At 39.6% G+C, this 16488-nt stretch carries 16 protein-coding genes; 1 reads left to right on the top strand and 15 read right to left on the bottom strand.

Annotated features, from left to right (window positions below):
- Positions 1–75: 75 nt before the first annotated feature.
- From OLW01_RS02055 to leuS, 9 genes are read right to left on the bottom strand one after another with little or no spacing between them, the layout of a single operon-like run.
- Positions 76–891, bottom strand: a complete 816-nt coding sequence (locus OLW01_RS02055; protein WP_326498589.1) for a septal ring lytic transglycosylase RlpA family protein — start codon at positions 889–891, stop codon at positions 76–78.
- Entirely contained in the window at positions 884–1993 is a 1110-nt protein-coding gene (rodA, locus tag OLW01_RS02050) for a rod shape-determining protein RodA (RefSeq protein ID WP_268074973.1), read from the bottom strand. Before rodA ends, OLW01_RS02055 begins: the two co-directional genes overlap by 8 nt.
- A complete protein-coding gene (mrdA, locus tag OLW01_RS02045) occupies positions 1990–3867 on the bottom strand; it encodes a penicillin-binding protein 2 (protein ID WP_268074972.1) in 1878 nt (625 codons plus the stop codon). The genes rodA and mrdA overlap by 4 nt, the downstream gene beginning before the upstream one ends.
- Positions 3868–3870: 3 nt before the next feature.
- On the bottom strand, positions 3871–4341 hold the full coding sequence (gene rlmH / locus OLW01_RS02040) for a 23S rRNA (pseudouridine(1915)-N(3))-methyltransferase RlmH (RefSeq protein WP_268074971.1): 471 nt from the start codon (positions 4339–4341) through the stop codon (positions 3871–3873).
- On the bottom strand, positions 4338–4658 hold the full coding sequence (gene rsfS, locus OLW01_RS02035; RefSeq protein WP_268074970.1) for a ribosome silencing factor: 321 nt from the start codon (positions 4656–4658) through the stop codon (positions 4338–4340). The genes rlmH and rsfS overlap by 4 nt, the downstream gene beginning before the upstream one ends.
- Before the next feature lie 40 nt (positions 4659–4698).
- Positions 4699–5373 carry a nicotinate-nucleotide adenylyltransferase gene (gene nadD, locus OLW01_RS02030; RefSeq protein ID WP_268074969.1) on the bottom strand — a complete coding sequence of 225 codons (675 nt, stop codon included), beginning with the start codon at positions 5371–5373 and terminating at the stop codon, positions 4699–4701.
- Positions 5360–6409, bottom strand: a complete 1050-nt coding sequence (gene holA / locus OLW01_RS02025) for a DNA polymerase III subunit delta (RefSeq protein ID WP_268074968.1) — start codon at positions 6407–6409, stop codon at positions 5360–5362. The genes nadD and holA overlap by 14 nt, the downstream gene beginning before the upstream one ends.
- Positions 6409–6918, bottom strand: a complete 510-nt coding sequence (locus OLW01_RS02020) for an LPS-assembly lipoprotein LptE (protein ID WP_268074967.1) — start codon at positions 6916–6918, stop codon at positions 6409–6411. Before OLW01_RS02020 ends, holA begins: the two co-directional genes overlap by 1 nt.
- 14 nt (positions 6919–6932) lie before the next feature.
- Positions 6933–9536, bottom strand: coding sequence for a leucine--tRNA ligase (leuS, locus tag OLW01_RS02015; protein WP_268074966.1), 2604 nt, complete (start codon positions 9534–9536; stop codon positions 6933–6935).
- A gap of 200 nt (positions 9537–9736) precedes the next feature.
- Here leuS and OLW01_RS02010 point away from each other — a divergent pair, with 200 nt between their 5' ends.
- Complete coding sequence (locus OLW01_RS02010; protein WP_268074965.1) at positions 9737–10219, top strand: zinc ribbon-containing protein; 483 nt, start codon at positions 9737–9739, stop codon at positions 10217–10219.
- Positions 10220–10261: 42 nt separating this feature from the next.
- On the opposite strand, the gene lnt is transcribed toward OLW01_RS02010, so the two are convergent.
- The 6 genes from lnt to OLW01_RS01980 all read right to left on the bottom strand — a co-directional run bounded on the left by lnt (position 10262) and on the right by OLW01_RS01980 (position 16442).
- Positions 10262–11884, bottom strand: a complete 1623-nt coding sequence (gene lnt, locus OLW01_RS02005; RefSeq protein WP_268074964.1) for an apolipoprotein N-acyltransferase — start codon at positions 11882–11884, stop codon at positions 10262–10264.
- Complete coding sequence (gene corC / locus OLW01_RS02000) at positions 11881–12759, bottom strand: CNNM family magnesium/cobalt transport protein CorC (RefSeq protein ID WP_268076135.1); 879 nt, start codon at positions 12757–12759, stop codon at positions 11881–11883. Before corC ends, lnt begins: the two co-directional genes overlap by 4 nt.
- Before the next feature lie 21 nt (positions 12760–12780).
- Positions 12781–13275, bottom strand: a complete 495-nt coding sequence (gene ybeY, locus OLW01_RS01995) for an rRNA maturation RNase YbeY (RefSeq protein ID WP_268074963.1) — start codon at positions 13273–13275, stop codon at positions 12781–12783.
- Positions 13272–14330 (bottom strand): PhoH family protein, encoded by a 1059-nt coding sequence (locus tag OLW01_RS01990; protein ID WP_268074962.1) that lies wholly within the window; start codon positions 14328–14330, stop codon positions 13272–13274. The genes ybeY and OLW01_RS01990 overlap by 4 nt, the downstream gene beginning before the upstream one ends.
- Before the next feature lie 138 nt (positions 14331–14468).
- Entirely contained in the window at positions 14469–15902 is a 1434-nt protein-coding gene (gene miaB / locus OLW01_RS01985) for a tRNA (N6-isopentenyl adenosine(37)-C2)-methylthiotransferase MiaB (RefSeq protein WP_268074961.1), read from the bottom strand.
- Positions 15903–16121: 219 nt separating this feature from the next.
- Positions 16122–16442: a metalloregulator ArsR/SmtB family transcription factor gene (locus OLW01_RS01980; protein ID WP_428980170.1), complete on the bottom strand. Its 321-nt coding sequence runs from the start codon at positions 16440–16442 to the stop codon at positions 16122–16124.
- Between the last annotated feature and the right edge of the window lie 46 nt (positions 16443–16488).

Raw genomic sequence — 16488 nt, 5'->3', positions numbered from 1 at the left:
AATTGATTATAACAAGTCTGAATTTGATTCACAGTGCTAATCGAATTGAACTTAGAATAATGCAAACTATGCGACTTAATTAACTTCGTAATTAGCTTTTGTAGGCAAATACATTTTAGCGCTGGGGTAACCTGACCTCATTAAGTCTGCGACCAATGCTTTCGCTTGCTTTTGCTCAGTTATTGGCCCTGCAATTAAACGAAAAGTTTCATTTTTTTTGACAATTTTTGTGGGAATTTGAAATAACGCGGCAATAGCTGCTGATTTATCATTTAACTCTGTTTGTTGTTGCCCTTTTTCAACTTCAATATAAAAACCAGGAGCTGAGTGCAACACTTCTATTTTAACCTGAGCTGTGCCTGTTTTTGTCACGCCTAACTTATAAGCTGCGGCGTATGATAAATCAATAATCCGCCCTTGATGAAATGGGCCTCTATCGTTTACGCGCACCACTGCTTGCTTTTGGTTAGTTAAGTTAGTAACTTTCACATAAGTAGGTAGTGGTAAGGTTTTATGTGCCGCACTCATCTCAAACATATTATAGGTTTCGCCGTTTGAGGTTAAATGGCCATGAAATTTTTTACCATACCAAGACGCAATCCCATGCTCGCTAAAGCCTTCTGCATTTTTAATCACTTTATAATGTTTGCCTAGTACTTGGTAGTCTTTATTACCACCGCGACTAGGCGGCTCATGGATTGGTGTTGGGTCTATCATTTCATGCGCTTGAGGTAAGCGATCTGGCGCAATATCTTGTGAAATATGATACCGACCATCATTTCTATTTTTAGGTGTACTCCCACAGGCGACCAGCCCAAACAGGCATAATACACAAATCAACCAATGACCATTTGAAAATAAGGTTACAAATTTACTAAAAAAATTAGCCATTAAATACCTTTCGCTGTGTACTAATCGACATTAAAATACCAAAACCTGCCATCAAAGTAAGCATAGAAGTACCACCATAACTTACTAGAGGTAAAGGCACACCTACAACAGGTAAAATACCTGATACCATGCCCATATTAACAAACACATAAACAAAAAAAGTTAGAGTAATACTGCCAGCTAATAATTTGCTAAAGGCATCTTGCGCTCGAACTGAAATAATCATGCCACGTAAAACCACATATAAATAAAGGGTCAATAAGGCTAATATTCCAAATAGGCCAAACTCCTCTGAAAAAACAGCAAAAATAAAATCGGTATGTCGTTCAGGCAAAAATTCAAGTTGCGATTGTGTGCCTTGTAACCAACCTTTCCCCCATAAACCGCCGGAGCCTATTGCGATTTTAGATTGAATAATATGATAACCAGCGCCTAATGGGTCGGTTTCGGGATTTAAAAAAGTTAATACTCTGTTTTTTTGATAATCGTGCATATAAAAGAACCAAACCACAGGTGCCAATGCCGATACCAACACAGCAAAACCACCTATTAAACGCCAACTTAAACCAGCCATAAATAAAACAAACAAGCCTGAGGCGGCAATTAGTAACGAGGTGCCTAAGTCCGGTTGTTTTGCAATTAATAAAGTTGGGATCATAATAAGTATTAAGCCATAAACCGAATAGCTAATTTTAGGCGGCAGCGGTTTTCGCGCAATAAACCAAGCAACCATAATAGGCACAGCAAGTTTCATTAATTCCGAAGGCTGAATTCGAGTCACACCAATATCAATCCAACGTCTAGCGCCTTTACCGATTACGCCAAAAACTAACACACCGACTAGCAAAGCGCAGCCAGCAATAAATAATGGCGCTGCCCACCTTTGATAAACCGCTGGCGGTATTTGGGCTACAGTAAACATAACACCCAGCGAAAGCGCGATACGAGTTAACTGTCTGACAATTAAATCAAAGTCTTGGCCCGAGGCGCTATAAATAATAAACAAGCCAACGGTGCATAAGGCTAGTAATCCCGCCAGTAAAGGTCGGTCAATATGAATTTTTTGCCAGATATTAATTTTGCCACCAACTTGAGCGCTCACGGTTGGGTCTCCTGATAGTTTTCAAAATAATAATCCATCATTCTTCTAGCAACAGGGGCTGCATATTTACTGCCCCCACCTACATTTTCAATAACCACAGCAACAACAATATCGGGGTCGGCAACCGGTGCAAAACCAACAAAAAGCGCATTATCACGATACTTTTCTGCAATTTTTTCAGCGTCATATTTTTCGTCTTGCGCAATCCCAATCACTTGAGCAGTACCAGTTTTTCCGGCTGCATGGTAATGAACATCCTCAAATGCTCGGTGACCTGTACCTGTATTTTTTTCCACCACGTTTTGCATTGCTGTTTTTATAATTTGCCAATTATCTGGGTCTTTCATTTGAACTGGCGGGCGATCTTGCGCGGGTACAGGTAAAGTGCCCGTTAAACTTTGCGTAGCTTTTAATAATTTAGGTTCAAAATGCTGGCCTTCGTTTGCTAATACACTCACCCCAGTGGCTAATTGCAATGGTGTAGATGTCCAATAACCCTGACCAATCCCAATTGATATGGTATCACCCGCATACCAAGGCTGACGGAAGCGGCCGTATTTCCATTCACGTGACGGCATAGTCGCGCTAGTTTCTTCATAAATATCAACGCCCGTTAATTCACCAAAACCAAACTGAGTCATAAAATCAGATATTTTATCCATGCCTAAACGTATGGCTAAATCGTAATAATAAACATCACAAGACTCTTCAATCGCACGGTAAATATCTACCCAGCCATGACCCCACGTTTTCCAGTCACGGTATTTATGCGCTATACCTTTAATTTGATAATAACCTGGGTCCCATACTCTGGTTTTAGTGGTAATTAAATCTTCTTCTAAACCCAATAAACCAATATGGGGTTTAATGGTTGAAGCTGGAGGGTAACGCCCTTGCGTAGTTCGGTTAATTAAAGGGCGGCTTTTGTTATCTAATAATGCTTTGTAATTTTTGCTGCTAATACCGTGCACAAATAAGTTAGGGTCATAGCTTGGGTTACTATACAAAGCTAAAATGCCATTGTCTTTTGCATCGAGCACGACAATAGCGCCTCGGCGATCACCCAGCGAATCTTTAGCAAGTTGCTGCATATCAATATCTAGATTTAGAATTAAATCTTGGCCTGGCACTGGCGGTTGCTGAGATAAAGTACGAATGGGTCGGCCGCGGTTATTAACTTCAACTTCTTGATAACCAACTTCACCATGCAATATTGACTCATAATATTTTTCAACACCCAGTTTGCCGATGTCGTAGGTGCCTTCATAATTGGCACTTTTCCCTTCAAGCTCTAAATTGTCGGCATCTCGTTGATTAATTTTAGCAACATAGCCAAGCGCATGCGTTGTGAGATCTTTATAGGGGTAATGCCGTTTTAGTCTGGCTTCAATATAAGCGCCTTCTAACTTATGTTGGTGGACAGAAAGCACCGCTGTATCTTGCTCTGATAATTTAGATTTTAACGTAACAGGTTTAAATTTTCGGCGTTGCTGATTTACATTTTTTTTAAAATCTTCAATGCTATCATCCGTTAATTCTATCAACTCACCAATTTGAGCCAGTAAATGATCAAGATCATCTACCTCTTCGGGTACAATATCTAAACTATAAAAGGGAGAATTTTCCGCCAATATTCGACCAAACCTGTCGTATATTAAACCTCGATTTGGCGCAACTGGCTGAACTTTAATACGGTTGCCATCTGCACGAGTTTGGTAATCTTGGTACTTATCAACTTGCAAATAATATAAATTATTAATCAAGCTGGCTATCAGGATAATAACCACCACAATGGCAACAATTGCACGCCGAGCAAATAAATTTGCCTCGGCTAAATGATCTCTAATTGCAACTCGTCTGCGCCAATTTAGCATCGATTATTCTCTATGATAGGGATGGTTTTGATTAATACTCCAGCCACGATACAAACTCTCAGCAATAATAATGCGAACCATTGGATGTGGCAAAGTTAGGGCCGATAAAGACCATTTTTGCTCTGAAGCGGCAATGCAAGCAGGCGATAAACCTTCAGGGCCACCTACCAATAAACTGACATCTCTACCATCAAGTTGCCAATTTTGCATTTGCTGAGCTAATTGAGGAGAGGTCCAAGCTTTGCCTGTCACCTCTAAGGTCACAACTCTATGACCCTTCCCTACCGCGGCTAACATGAGTTCGCCTTCTTTTTCTAAAATCCGTTTTACGTCTGCATTCTTGCCACGTTTACCCGCAGGTATTTCTATGAGTTCTAACGAAAAGTCGCGCACAAATCGCTTTTGATATTCGCTAAATCCCTGCTCAACCCAAGCCGGCATTTTTTGTCCAACGGCTATCAGCTGAAGCTTCATACCTGCCAGAGCTTTTCTATTTGATAATGTTCACGTTGCTCATCTGTCATCACGTGCAATACAACGGCTCCAAAATCGACCAATGCCCACTCTCCTACGTCTTCACCTTCAATCCCCATTGGTTGGTGTCCAGCATTTTTAGCTTCTGTTGCGACATACTGTGCAATTGAACGAACATGCTGTTTAGAGTTGCCAGAGCAAACTATCATAGTGTCGGTAAAGTTTGATTTTTCGATTAAATCTAGCTCTATAATGTCTCGAGCTTTCATATCATCTGCTTTTTCAGTAATAAATTGTTTCATTTCTTCGCTTTGCAAAAGGTTTTACTCTCTGTTCATTAATGTAAATTAATCATCTTTACGCTCGGTCAACATGAGTATAAAGATGATGTTGTATTATATAGTCATTTACCTTATCCGGCAGCAAACACCGGCAATTTTGTTGCTTTTGGTATCGCTGGCGGATTTGACTCGCTGAAATCATCAGCTCACTGGTTTCAACTAAATAAATACAACCGGATTGTTTTGTTTGTAAATCTTGCGGATTAAATGTTTGATTTGAGGCTAATAGCTGGCGCACATTTTCATTAAACTGTGCCGGATACCCACCACGTGCTGCAACAACTAAATGACAATATTTAGTCAGTTGGCGCCAATTTCGCCAAGTGTCTAATGTTTGTAGTGAGTCCATTCCAATCATAAAGCAAAGAGCGCGATTAGGGTGCTCAGCTTTAAGTTGCTTTAATGTCGCTATGGTATACGAAGGCTCAGCTGAATTTAACTCGCGGCTATCCAATTTAAATTTTGGATCTAACAAGCACGCTAATTCACACATTTTCGCTCTTTGCTGAGCCGATACGTCAGGCGATGCTTTATGCGGGGGTAAATAGTTAGGCAATAAATGCACAGAATCCGCATTTAAAGTTTCACTCACTTCTAACGCAACTTGCAAGTGTCCATGATGGATAGGATTAAAAGTACCACCAAAATAAATGGCAATTGGTAAAGGTTGTTCAGAGTTAATCAAGGTCATTTTCAAGCATTATTTGGTTAAAATTAAACAACACTGGGTCGCCCGAGAACAAAGCACAAATATGTGCTAATTGAATATAAGGCGCCTTTAATCCGGTTGATTTATAGTCCACTTCAAACTGACCAATGGCTTTTAAAATTTGCTCAATCATAGACAAATTGAGCCGAGCTAATGCTTGACGGTAAGCACCTTTTCGGTTGTCCCAAACTCGTTGTTTTTTACATTCGGCATCGAATTGACCGTTGGCCTGTGCAATAGCTAGCAGCGCTAAAGTTTCAGCTTCGCGTTGCAATAACCAAGTGACAATAACTGGCTCTAAATCTTCACCTTGTAATCGAGTTAAAATTTGTACCACTTTTTGCCGATTATTTTTTAGTAAATCATCAGCTAATTGAAATACAGTAAACCGAGATTGATCTGAGGCTACCGCTTTAATTTGGTCAATATCAATTAATTGTTCAGGATAAATTAAGGATAAACGGCTCACTTCTTGAGCGCCGCTCAATAAATTGCCTTCATATAAATCACACATTAAATGTAAGGCATCTGGGGTAAGCTGAACTTGATGCTGCTGACACTGCTGGTTAAACCAGTTAGGTAAATTGTGACGCTCAATATCGTAAACCGGAATAAACCAACTGGTTTTTTCAGTTGTTTTAAACCATTTACTTTTAGTTTGCTCTGCGCCAAGTTTACCACCCCAAAGCAACAAGGTATGTTCATTGTCTGCCAGTGCAGCCCACTCTTGTAAAAACGCACTACCACTGCGACCAGGCTTAGCCGTTGGAAGTTCAACTTCAATCAATTTTCGACTCGAAAATAACGACAAAGCTAAAGCTTCGTCCATTATTTGCTGCCAATTAAATTTATCATCAGCTTGAAACACTAAGCGCTCATCAATTTGCTGCGCCAAACATTCAGCGCGGATTTTATCCAGTGCTAACTGTTGCTGATAAGGCTCATCACCAAACAATAAAATTAAGTTTGGCAACGGCTGTTTTAACTGAGTTTCTAGCTGATTAAAGTAAACACGCATTAGCGATTATCCAATGAGGCTAGCTGCAATACAATTTGCTCTGCGGCATGTCGACGCAGTTCAGATAGTAATATTTTCATTTCTTTTGATTTAGCTAATACGGCTTCTGGATCGTCTTGATAATCGCGCGCTATTTTAGTGGTAAACAACCGAGATTCAGCTTCTCCTGCGTATTGAATGGTATAATCTACCGAGTAATTTAATTCATACTCAGCCACCTGTGCATTAGGAAATAATGATAAAACTCTGCGCTCAATATCGGCATCAACCACAGTTAACAACACACAGGTCGCTTTGTCTGAAATAATACTAACATTACTATGCTGCAAGCGTGATTTTAACGCTTTACCTAAACTATACTGCCCGCCATCATCTAAGCAAATAAATTGCATATGAGGTGGCACAGCGTAACTGCCTCTAAGCTGAAAACCACAGGCAGACAAAAACGTAGCAACCAAGCTAAGCAAAGCCAACTGAGTTGCTAAACGTTTTGATACGAGCTTATTCATTAATCCAACCAAAGTTAGTTAGCAACAATGTTAAGCAGTTTACCCGGCACATAAATGACTTTACGCACTGTTTTACCGTCGATAAAACGAGTCACATCTTCGTCAGTCATGGCTTTTGCTTCTACGTCTTCTTTTGAGGCATCAGCCGGTACACTAAATTTTGCGCGCAATTTACCGTTTACTTGAACCACAATTAATTTTTCATCTTCGACTAATGCAGACTCATCAACTTGAGGCCAAGGTGAGGTTTCAATTGCGCCTTCATTACCTAGCTCTTGCCATAATTGATGACAAATATGCGGCGTAATTGGGGTTAATAGCAATACAATGCTATTTAATGCTTCACGAACAAGCGCATTATCTTGCGCTGTTTTCGCTTTAAACTTAGCGAGTTTATTCATAAACTCCATAATAGCTGCAATGGCCGTATTAAAAGTTTGACGACGACCAATATCGTCAGTCACTTTTTTAATGGTTTTATGCAGCTCGCGGCGCAATGTTTTTTGCTCGCCTGTCAATTGACTTAAATCTAATTCAGTTAGCTCATCTGCACTAAGGTGTTCATTTACCACTCGCCATAATTTACGTAAAAAGCGATTTGCGCCTTCAACCCCTGAATCTACCCATTCAAGCGTTTGCTCTGGTGGTGCGGTAAACATCATAAATAAACGGACGGTATCTGCGCCATACTGCTCAATTACAGTTTGCGGATCAATACCGTTATTTTTAGATTTTGACATTTTACCCATACCTGCACTTTGTACCGGTAATTCATCTTTTTTGTATATCGCTTTGGTCATCCGACCTTTTTCATCGTACTGCGCATCAACATCGGCTGGTGAAAACCAAGTTTTAGCGCCTGACTCATCTTCACGATAAAAAGTTTCGGCCAACACCATACCTTGGCATAATAAGCGATCGAATGGTTCGTTTGATTTAACTAAACCAACATCACGTAATAATTTATGAAAAAAACGTGAGTACAACAAATGTAAAATCGCATGTTCGATACCACCTATATATTGATCTACAGGTAACCAATAATTAGCCTCTGTTGGGTCTAACATAGTATCGTCTGATTGCGGTGAACAATAACGAGCGTAATACCAACTTGATTCCATAAAGGTATCAAAGGTATCGGTTTCTCTGTAAGCAGGTTGGCCGTTATATTCTGTTTTGGCCCATTCAGGATCGGCTTTAATAGGCGACGTAACGCCGTTCATGGTTACATCTTCAGGTAAAATAACGGGTAATTGATCTTCTGGTACAGGTACAGCTTCACCATTTTCAAGGTTCATCATAGGAATTGGCGCGCCCCAATAACGCTGACGAGACACACCCCAGTCGCGTAATCGGAAGTTCACGGTAACTTTACCTTTGCCTAAGCTTTCGAGCTTTTCAGCAATCGCTTTAAAGGCTGCATCAAATTCCAATCCGTCAAATTCAGCCGAATTAACCAGCTCGCCTTTTTCGGTAAAAGCAGCTTTTGTTAAATCAACGTCGAGATCCGAGCCTGTTGCCGGTTGAATCACTTGCTTAATAGGTAAGCTATATTTTTGTGCAAATTCAAAATCTCGCTGATCATGGGCAGGAACCGACATAACAGCGCCCGTGCCATAATCCATCAATACAAAGTTAGCAGCCCACACTTGAACTTCTTCACCTGTAATTGGATGTTTTGCACGTAAGCCTGTATCTATCCCCAATTTTTCCATGGTGGCTAAATCTGCTTCAGCTGTTTTCGCATTTTTACAGCTTTGAATAAAATCCGATAATTCAGGGTTATTAACAGCGGCAGCAATACATAGTGGATGCTGCGCAGCCAAGGCAACATAAGTCACGCCCATTAAGGTATCCGGGCGCGTGGTATAAACCGTAAATTGCTCTTGTTTATTTTGCTCTGTTGCTGGAATTTCAAAATCTATCTCAATCCCTTCTGAACGGCCAATCCAGTTGCGTTGCATCGCTTTAACTTGTTCAGGCCATTCATCTAAGGTATCTAAGTCGTCTAACAACTCTTGGGCGTAGTCGGTAATTTTAATAAACCACTGCGGAATTTCTTTTTGCTCAACTAAAGCACCCGAACGCCAACCTCGACCATCTATCACCTGTTCATTCGCTAAAACGGTTTGATCAATAGGATCCCAATTAACCGTCGACATTTTTTTATACACTAAGCCTTTTTCATACAATTTAGTGAATAACCATTGCTCCCACCGATAATATTCAGGTGTACAAGTGGCAAGCTCTCGCGACCAATCATATCCAAAGCCTAATTGCTTTAGTTGGTGCTTCATATAATCAATATTAGAATAAGTCCATTTTGCCGGCGCTGTATTGTTATTAATAGCCGCATTTTCGGCAGGTAAACCAAATGAATCCCAGCCCATTGGCTGCATTACATTTTTACCAAGCATTCGTTGATAGCGGCTAACAACATCACCAATCGTATAGTTACGCACATGCCCCATGTGTAATTTACCACTTGGATATGGGAACATTGATAAGCAATAAAACTTTTCTTTTGAGTCATCTGCTTTAACTTCAAATACTTTTTCTTCTTGCCAATATTGTTGGACTTTTGCTTCTATTTCTTGCGGGTTATATTGTTCTTGCATTCACTTAGATCCGAAAATTCAGTAAAACTTGACGCCAATATACTTGATCCTGACCAATTAAGCCTCAAGTACTCATTAATAGTTGTTTATCGTAAATGTGCATAGGATAACTTACACGCAATCAAGACGCCAATACTGGAATACTAATCTATACTCAAAATATTGAAAAAAGCGCTTATTTTAAAGCCGAAGGAGCAAATATGGACAAACCTAGCAACTACAAATCACTATTGAACAAATTTTCAGCTTGGTTAAAACAAGCCAGCGAAGATGAAACTCGCTCAATGGCACAAGGCGTAGATTTATTGCAAGATTGGATTGAAGCCGGAGTTGAGGTTCATCAAGAATCATTAAAAAATAGCTTATTTTATTTAAAACGCGATTTAGCTAGCTTTTACGAGGATTATCAAAGAGAAACTAACGAGTCTCCTTATTACTTATCAGTTAAAGAGCAACTATGGCAAAATTTAGCTGAAATGACAGATAAAACACAATTAGAATGGCGAGAGTTTAGTTCAGACACGGCACATAACGGTATTTATTTAGCGGGTGAAGAAGTTGGGTTTGGGATCTTAGAATGCACAAACTGCGGTGAAAAAATTAAAATATCACACGCCCAACAAATTCACCCATGTTTTAATTGCCAGCATCATGAATTTAGGCGACGTAGCACAGCGCCCTAAACTCGATTGATGTTTATTTATCGTTTGTGCTAACAAAAAAATTTAGTCATTTTGAATGTCGCACTTTTCATTCACTCGTGAAAACACCGGAATAAAACAACATATAAATAATAGTACCGCAAAACCATACATTGGCCAGTCGCCATACTGTCGATAAAACGTCAGGTGGCGCACAATGTCTAATTTATATTTAAGCACTTGCTCAGAAAACTGCGGTGCCACTGATTTAATTTGCCCTAAATGATCAATTACCGCGGTAATCCCATTATTAGTCACTCTAACAACTGGCAAGCCCATTTCCAATGCTCTCATTTGGGCGATTTCTAAATGTTGATGTGGGCCATGTGATGAACCAAACCACGCATCATTGCTTAAGGTCAAAATAAAATCAGTATCTGGTTTTAAATTTGCTCTTATTTGTCGAGGAAAAACAATTTCATAGCAAAGGGCGGGTGTCATATGAAACCCATTAGCGATTAAATCGGCTTGAATATAATCGCCCCGATTAAAAGATGAAAATGGCAAATCAAAAATAGGAGCAATCCCTCTCAACCAATCTTCAAACGGGATAAATTCGCCAATAGGTAGCAAGTGGTGTTTGTTATAACGATTTGCATGACCATATTGATAATGGCCTGAAGTTGAGTCTGATCCTGTTTTATTCCCTAAAACAATCACACTATTAAAATAAGCTCTTGACCCATATTGATAATTAATAATTCCAGTTACGATTGCTGTATGGTTATAAGCTGCGGCTTTGTCTAAGTTCATCAAATAATCTTGCGCGGCTGGCTCTACCGACGGCACGGCAGCTTCAGGCCAAATAACAATGTCTGAGTCCGCATAAACTGGTCGGCTTAAATCCTGATATTTAAGCATTACAGGCCACAAATATTCAGGATCCCAGCGATTTTCCTGCGCAATATTGCCTTGCACCATCGCCAGTTTAACTTGCTTGTTAACTTGATTAGCCGCTTGACTGCTTGTTTGGTAATCAGGATAAGGCGTGAGCAAGCAACCCAATAAAACAACCAAAATAGCAAATACAGGTTTAACGGCCGTTTGAAAACCTAACGGACTGGCAGGCATAGCATTTAAATTTTTTGCTATCAAACTTGGAAAAACGGCAACGGTCATTAAGCAAGATAATAAGATCAGTACAAAACTAATCCCCACCTCACCAATATATGGCGCAAGCACGGCAAAAAAGGAATGGGTTTGACTATAACCAATAGATAACCAAGGAAACCCCGTTAAAACAAAACTTCGAAGCCACTCAAACAATAGCCAAGTGGCTGGCAAGGTGAAAATAGCAAATCGAGTATATCGTTTTAACCAGTGGCTAAGCGCAATGGCAGCGGTAAAATATAAGGCTAAATAAGCGGCTAAAAGCCCTATCATAGCTACAGAGCCTAATGGAGGCACATCACCATATTGATCTAAGCTAACGTATATCCAACTAACGCCAGATCCAAACCAGCCCAAAGAAAAGAAAAATGCATGGCGCACTGATGCTCTGGGCGTAGCCAAAAAACAACAACTAACCAACAAAGGAAATAATAAATAAATTAACCAATATTGATCAAAAGGTGCAAATGCAAAAGAGCTCAAAGCACCAGCCAGCATTAGGCCAAAACTAACTCGTTTTGCATTTATTAGCGTCAACTCAAACTATCCTTTTCAATAGGTTCTTCTTTTGGAATGCTCATTTGCAATTGATTAATCCGGCGTCCATCACAGCTAACTACTTTAAAATTAAAACCGTATATTTCGACCGACTCACCTTTTGCTGGCAAGTGTCCAAAAGCTTGAGTAACCAACCCACCAATGGTGTCTATATCATCGGCTTTCCATTCCGTATTAAAGTAGCCATTAAATTCTGAAATTTCAGTTAATGCGTTTACCGCATATACATAGCGAGTGACCCGTCGAATATCTTCTGGCTCAATGGCATCGTGCTCGTCTTCAATTTCACCAACAATGAGTTCCAGAATATCTTCAATGGTCACTAAACCTGATACATTGCCAAATTCATCAATCACAATAGCCATGTGATATCTTTCTTTACGAAAGTCTTTTAATAAAATATCAAGGCGTTTACTTTCAGGGATTACCACTGCAGGGCGCAGTAATTCAGCAAAGCTAAAGTTATCAAACCCATTGTGATAAACATAAGCTAATAAATCTTTTGCTAATAATATTCCTTCAATATGATCTTTATCTTCGCAAATAACCGGAAAACGGCTATGCGCTGATTCGATCATAATCGGTAAAAAAGTTTCAACAGGCTGGGATAATTCAATCGTCACCATTTGTGATCTTGGGATCATTATGTCTCGCACACGCATTTCTGCGATATCCAAAACCCCATCAATCATTTCTTTGGTGTCGTTATCAATTAAAGCTCGCTCGGCGGCTTCTTCAAATACTTCATGTAGTTCTTCACGGTTTCTCGGCTCTCCGGTAAAAATCTGGCCTATTTTATCTAACCAAGATTTGTTCGAGGAGCCGTTACTAGAGTGAGGGTTGTCTTCGCTCATATAAAGTTTATTCTCTGTCAATCAACAATCTGTAGTTTGTTCAGTTTTATAAGGATCGTCAAACCCTAATTGCAACAAAATACGTTTTTCCATGCTTTCCATCAATTCAGCTTCATCATCTTCAATATGATCATAACCCAAAAGATGTAAACAGCCATGGATAACCATATGCGCCCAATGGGCTGTTTCGGTTTTATTTTGCGCTTTAGCTTCTTGCTTAACAACGTCCGCGCAAATGACCAAATCGCCTATTAGCGGCAATTGAATCCCCGGAGGATTTTCAAACGGGAACGACAATACATTGGTCGGCTTATCTTTTCCACGATAATCGTGATTTAATTGCTGACTTTCTGCTAGTTCAACAATTCTAATCGACAGTTCTGTTAAATCTAAACCTCGTTCAACTAATGCAGCCTGAGCCCATAGAGTAAATTGTTCTAATTCAGGTATATTACCTTTATATGCAAGTTGTACATCGAGCTCAAGTGGTATTCCGGCTACATCTAACGTTGTCATGATTGGTTTTGCTCGTCTTTTTCAGCTTGCTCAGCACGCCGTAAACGAGCTTTTTCTATTTTTTCACGCTCTTGTATCTCTTCCCAACGTTCATAGGCATCAACCACACGTTGCACGACAGGGTGGCGTACTACATCATGAGAACGGAAAAAGTTAAAGCTAATATCTTCAACATCAGCCAATACATCAACGGCATGACGCAAACCAGACTTTTGACCTTTAGGTAAATCTACCTGTGTAATATCACCTGTAATCACAGCCTTGGAGTTAAAACCAATTCGAGTTAAAAACATTTTCATTTGCTCAACCGTGGTATTTTGGCTTTCATCCAAAATAATAAAGGCATCATTTAAAGTACGGCCACGCATATAAGCTAAAGGCGCAATCTCTATAACACTACGCTCAATTAAACGTTCAACTTTTTCAAAACCTAACATTTCAAATAAGGCATCGTATAAAGGACGTAAATAGGGATCAACTTTCTGGCTTAAATCACCCGGTAAAAAACCCAATTTTTCACCTGCTTCAACCGCCGGACGTGTTAATAGTATACGGCGCACTTCTTGTCGCTCTAGCGCATCAACAGCACAAGCGACCGCTAAATAGGTTTTACCTGTACCGGCAGGCCCAACACCGAAGCTAATATCGCTATTAAGAATTTGATTAACGTATTTACTCTGGTTAGGATTCCGAGGCTTAATAACCCCACGTTTGGTTTTAATAAAAGCTTCTTTACCAATATCAGATTGATCGGTTAATTGCTCAAGAACATTAAGCTCCTGAATTGCCAAATGAACTTGCTCTGAATCTAGCTCTGCCGCTTTGCCTTTAACCACCTGTGTTTCAACATAAAGTTTACGTAATAATTCAGCCACGGCTAAGTTAATTTGCGCTTTACCGGTAATTTTAAACGCATTATCCCGATAACTTAACTCCACGCCCAAGCGGCGCTCTATCAATTTTAAATTATCATCGAATGGGCCAGCTAAACTAGCAAGTCGAAAACGGTCGGCAGGTTCAAGGAAAATTTCTAATGATTCAATTTGGCTACTCAAAAAGCAATACCCTCTTGGTGTTAAAAATTAATTTAAAAAATTGGTATAAAATACCGTACTGGTATATTAAAGACAAAACAGCCTGCATTTGTCAAAGAAACAAATGCAGGCTTGTATTTTTTGCAAAGCTAACACAGTTTAATTAGGAACAAATACACCCACACCCGATTCATCCGGTGCTTCTTGTTTTGCTCGACTTAAAATTTGTGCTGGCGCGGTTTCAACTCTAAGATTCATTTCATCTTCGGTGCGAATCAACTCACCCCGCAACGAGTTGGTCCATACATCCACAATTTTGACATCCACAAATTGACCAATACAAGTATGTGGGCCTTCAAAATTTACAACTCGATTATTTTCAGTACGGCCGCAAAGCTCCATTGGATTCTTTTTAGACGGACCTTCCACCAAAATACGTTGCTCTGTATCTAGCATGCCACGTGCAATTTGCAAAGATTGCTGATTAATACGTTGCTGCAATAAGTATAAACGCTGTTTCTTTTCATCTTCACTGACATCATCAGGTAAATCTGCAGCTGGTGTACCTGGGCGGGCACTGTATATAAAACTAAAGCTCATATCAAAGCCGACTTTAGCAATTAAGTCCATTGTCTCTTCGAATTCAGCATTACCTTCACCCGGAAACCCAATAATAAAGTCAGACGACATGCTTAAATTGGGTCTCACTTTTTTAAGTTTTCGAATAGTTGATTTATATTCAATGGCCGTATGACCGCGCTTCATCAAAGTTAAAATACGATCTGAGCCTGATTGAACCGGTAAATGCAAATGATCAACCAACTCTGGGATATCTTTGTAAGCTTCAATGATATCATCGGTAAATTCAACTGGGTGCGATGTGGTATATCGAATACGGTCAATGCCATCAATTGCGGCAACTAAACGTAACAGCTCAGAAAAATGGCAAACGTCACCTTCAAAATGCTCACCACGATACGCATTCACATTTTGTCCAAGCAAGTTAACTTCACGTACACCTTGATCGGCTAATTGCGCAATTTCGTATAAAACATCATCTACCGGACGCGATACTTCTTCACCACGGGTATAAGGCACAACACAAAAAGTGCAATATTTAGAACAGCCTTCCATAATAGAAACAAACGCACTCGGGCCTTCTGCTTTAGGCTCTGGTAAACGGTCGAATTTTTCAATTTCAGGAAAGCTAATATCAACAACTGATTTTTCACCGCCCCTAATTTGATTAATCATTTCAGGTAAACGATGCAAAGTTTGAGGGCCAAATACAATATCAACAAAAGGCGCACGCTGGCGGATGTGATCCCCTTCTTGCGAAGCGACACAACCACCAACACCAATTACCAAATCAGGCTTATTCACTTTTAATTCTTTCCATCGACCAAGTTGATGGAATACTTTCTCTTGTGCTTTTTCACGAATAGAGCAGGTATTTAATAAAATCACATCTGCATCTTCTGCTTGTTCAGCGACTGAAAAGCCATGAGTTGAATCTAATAGGTCTGCCATTTTTTGCGAGTCGTACTCGTTCATTTGGCAGCCCCAGGTTTTAATATATAACTTTTTGCCCATTTAAAAACGCCCAAAAATTAACCAACGGGAAAATGACCGCGTATTGTAGCGAGTTTAGCGAAGCCTGACCATAGTAAAGCGATGAAATATTACAAGCATTGGTGTTTTTTTATCCATCAAGTGTAAACTTAGCCAAACTTAACTCAAATCGAGTGAATATTTAATTTAAAATTAAAGCTTAAATATAAATAATGACTTTCGAATAATTAACCCCTAAGCCTAACCTGGCTGACAAAAAATGCTATGTAAAACATGGATAATTTTGCTGACATTAGCATCGTTTAAACGATAAAATATCGTTTGAGCATCGCGCCGAGTTTTCACGTATTGCTCGCGCCTTAACCAAGCTAAATTTTGCGATAAGCTCGACTGTGATATTCTAATTTGATCATTTAGCTGAGAAACAGAAAGCTCACCTTCTTCCAATAAACACAAAATCATTAACCTATGTTTGTTGCTTAATGCTTTTAGCAGGCTCTCCGCTTGTTCAGCATTTTTCTCTAACTGTGCAAATGCATTCTTGTCTATCATTTTTGTCATAGCTACTTAATCAAAGAACAAGCCTAGGTTATCTATAAAAAATAAC

It is taken from the genome of Catenovulum adriaticum (assembly GCF_026725475.1).
Classification (GTDB): domain Bacteria; phylum Pseudomonadota; class Gammaproteobacteria; order Enterobacterales; family Alteromonadaceae; genus Catenovulum; species Catenovulum adriaticum.
The sequence above is the reverse complement of the archived record's forward strand: the minus strand, read 5'-3'. Positions and strand labels throughout refer to the sequence as shown.

Coding starts and splice junctions, on each gene's coding strand:
- leuS (WP_268074966.1), bottom strand. CDS start 9,536: ATGCAAGAACAATATAACCCGCAAGAAATAGAAGCAAAAGTCCAACAA.
- nadD (WP_268074969.1), bottom strand. CDS start 5,373: ATGACCTTGATTAACTCTGAACAACCTTTACCAATTGCCATTTATTTT.
- OLW01_RS02020 (WP_268074967.1), bottom strand. CDS start 6,918: ATGAATAAGCTCGTATCAAAACGTTTAGCAACTCAGTTGGCTTTGCTT.
- rlmH (WP_268074971.1), bottom strand. CDS start 4,341: ATGAAGCTTCAGCTGATAGCCGTTGGACAAAAAATGCCGGCTTGGGTT.
- OLW01_RS01980 (WP_428980170.1), bottom strand. CDS start 16,442: ATGACAAAAATGATAGACAAGAATGCATTTGCACAGTTAGAGAAAAAT.
- mrdA (WP_268074972.1), bottom strand. CDS start 3,867: ATGCTAAATTGGCGCAGACGAGTTGCAATTAGAGATCATTTAGCCGAG.
- holA (WP_268074968.1), bottom strand. CDS start 6,409: ATGCGTGTTTACTTTAATCAGCTAGAAACTCAGTTAAAACAGCCGTTG.
- OLW01_RS02010 (WP_268074965.1), top strand. CDS start 9,737: ATGGACAAACCTAGCAACTACAAATCACTATTGAACAAATTTTCAGCT.
- corC (WP_268076135.1), bottom strand. CDS start 12,759: ATGAGCGAAGACAACCCTCACTCTAGTAACGGCTCCTCGAACAAATCT.
- OLW01_RS02055 (WP_326498589.1), bottom strand. CDS start 891: ATGGCTAATTTTTTTAGTAAATTTGTAACCTTATTTTCAAATGGTCAT.
- ybeY (WP_268074963.1), bottom strand. CDS start 13,275: ATGACAACGTTAGATGTAGCCGGAATACCACTTGAGCTCGATGTACAA.
- miaB (WP_268074961.1), bottom strand. CDS start 15,902: ATGGGCAAAAAGTTATATATTAAAACCTGGGGCTGCCAAATGAACGAG.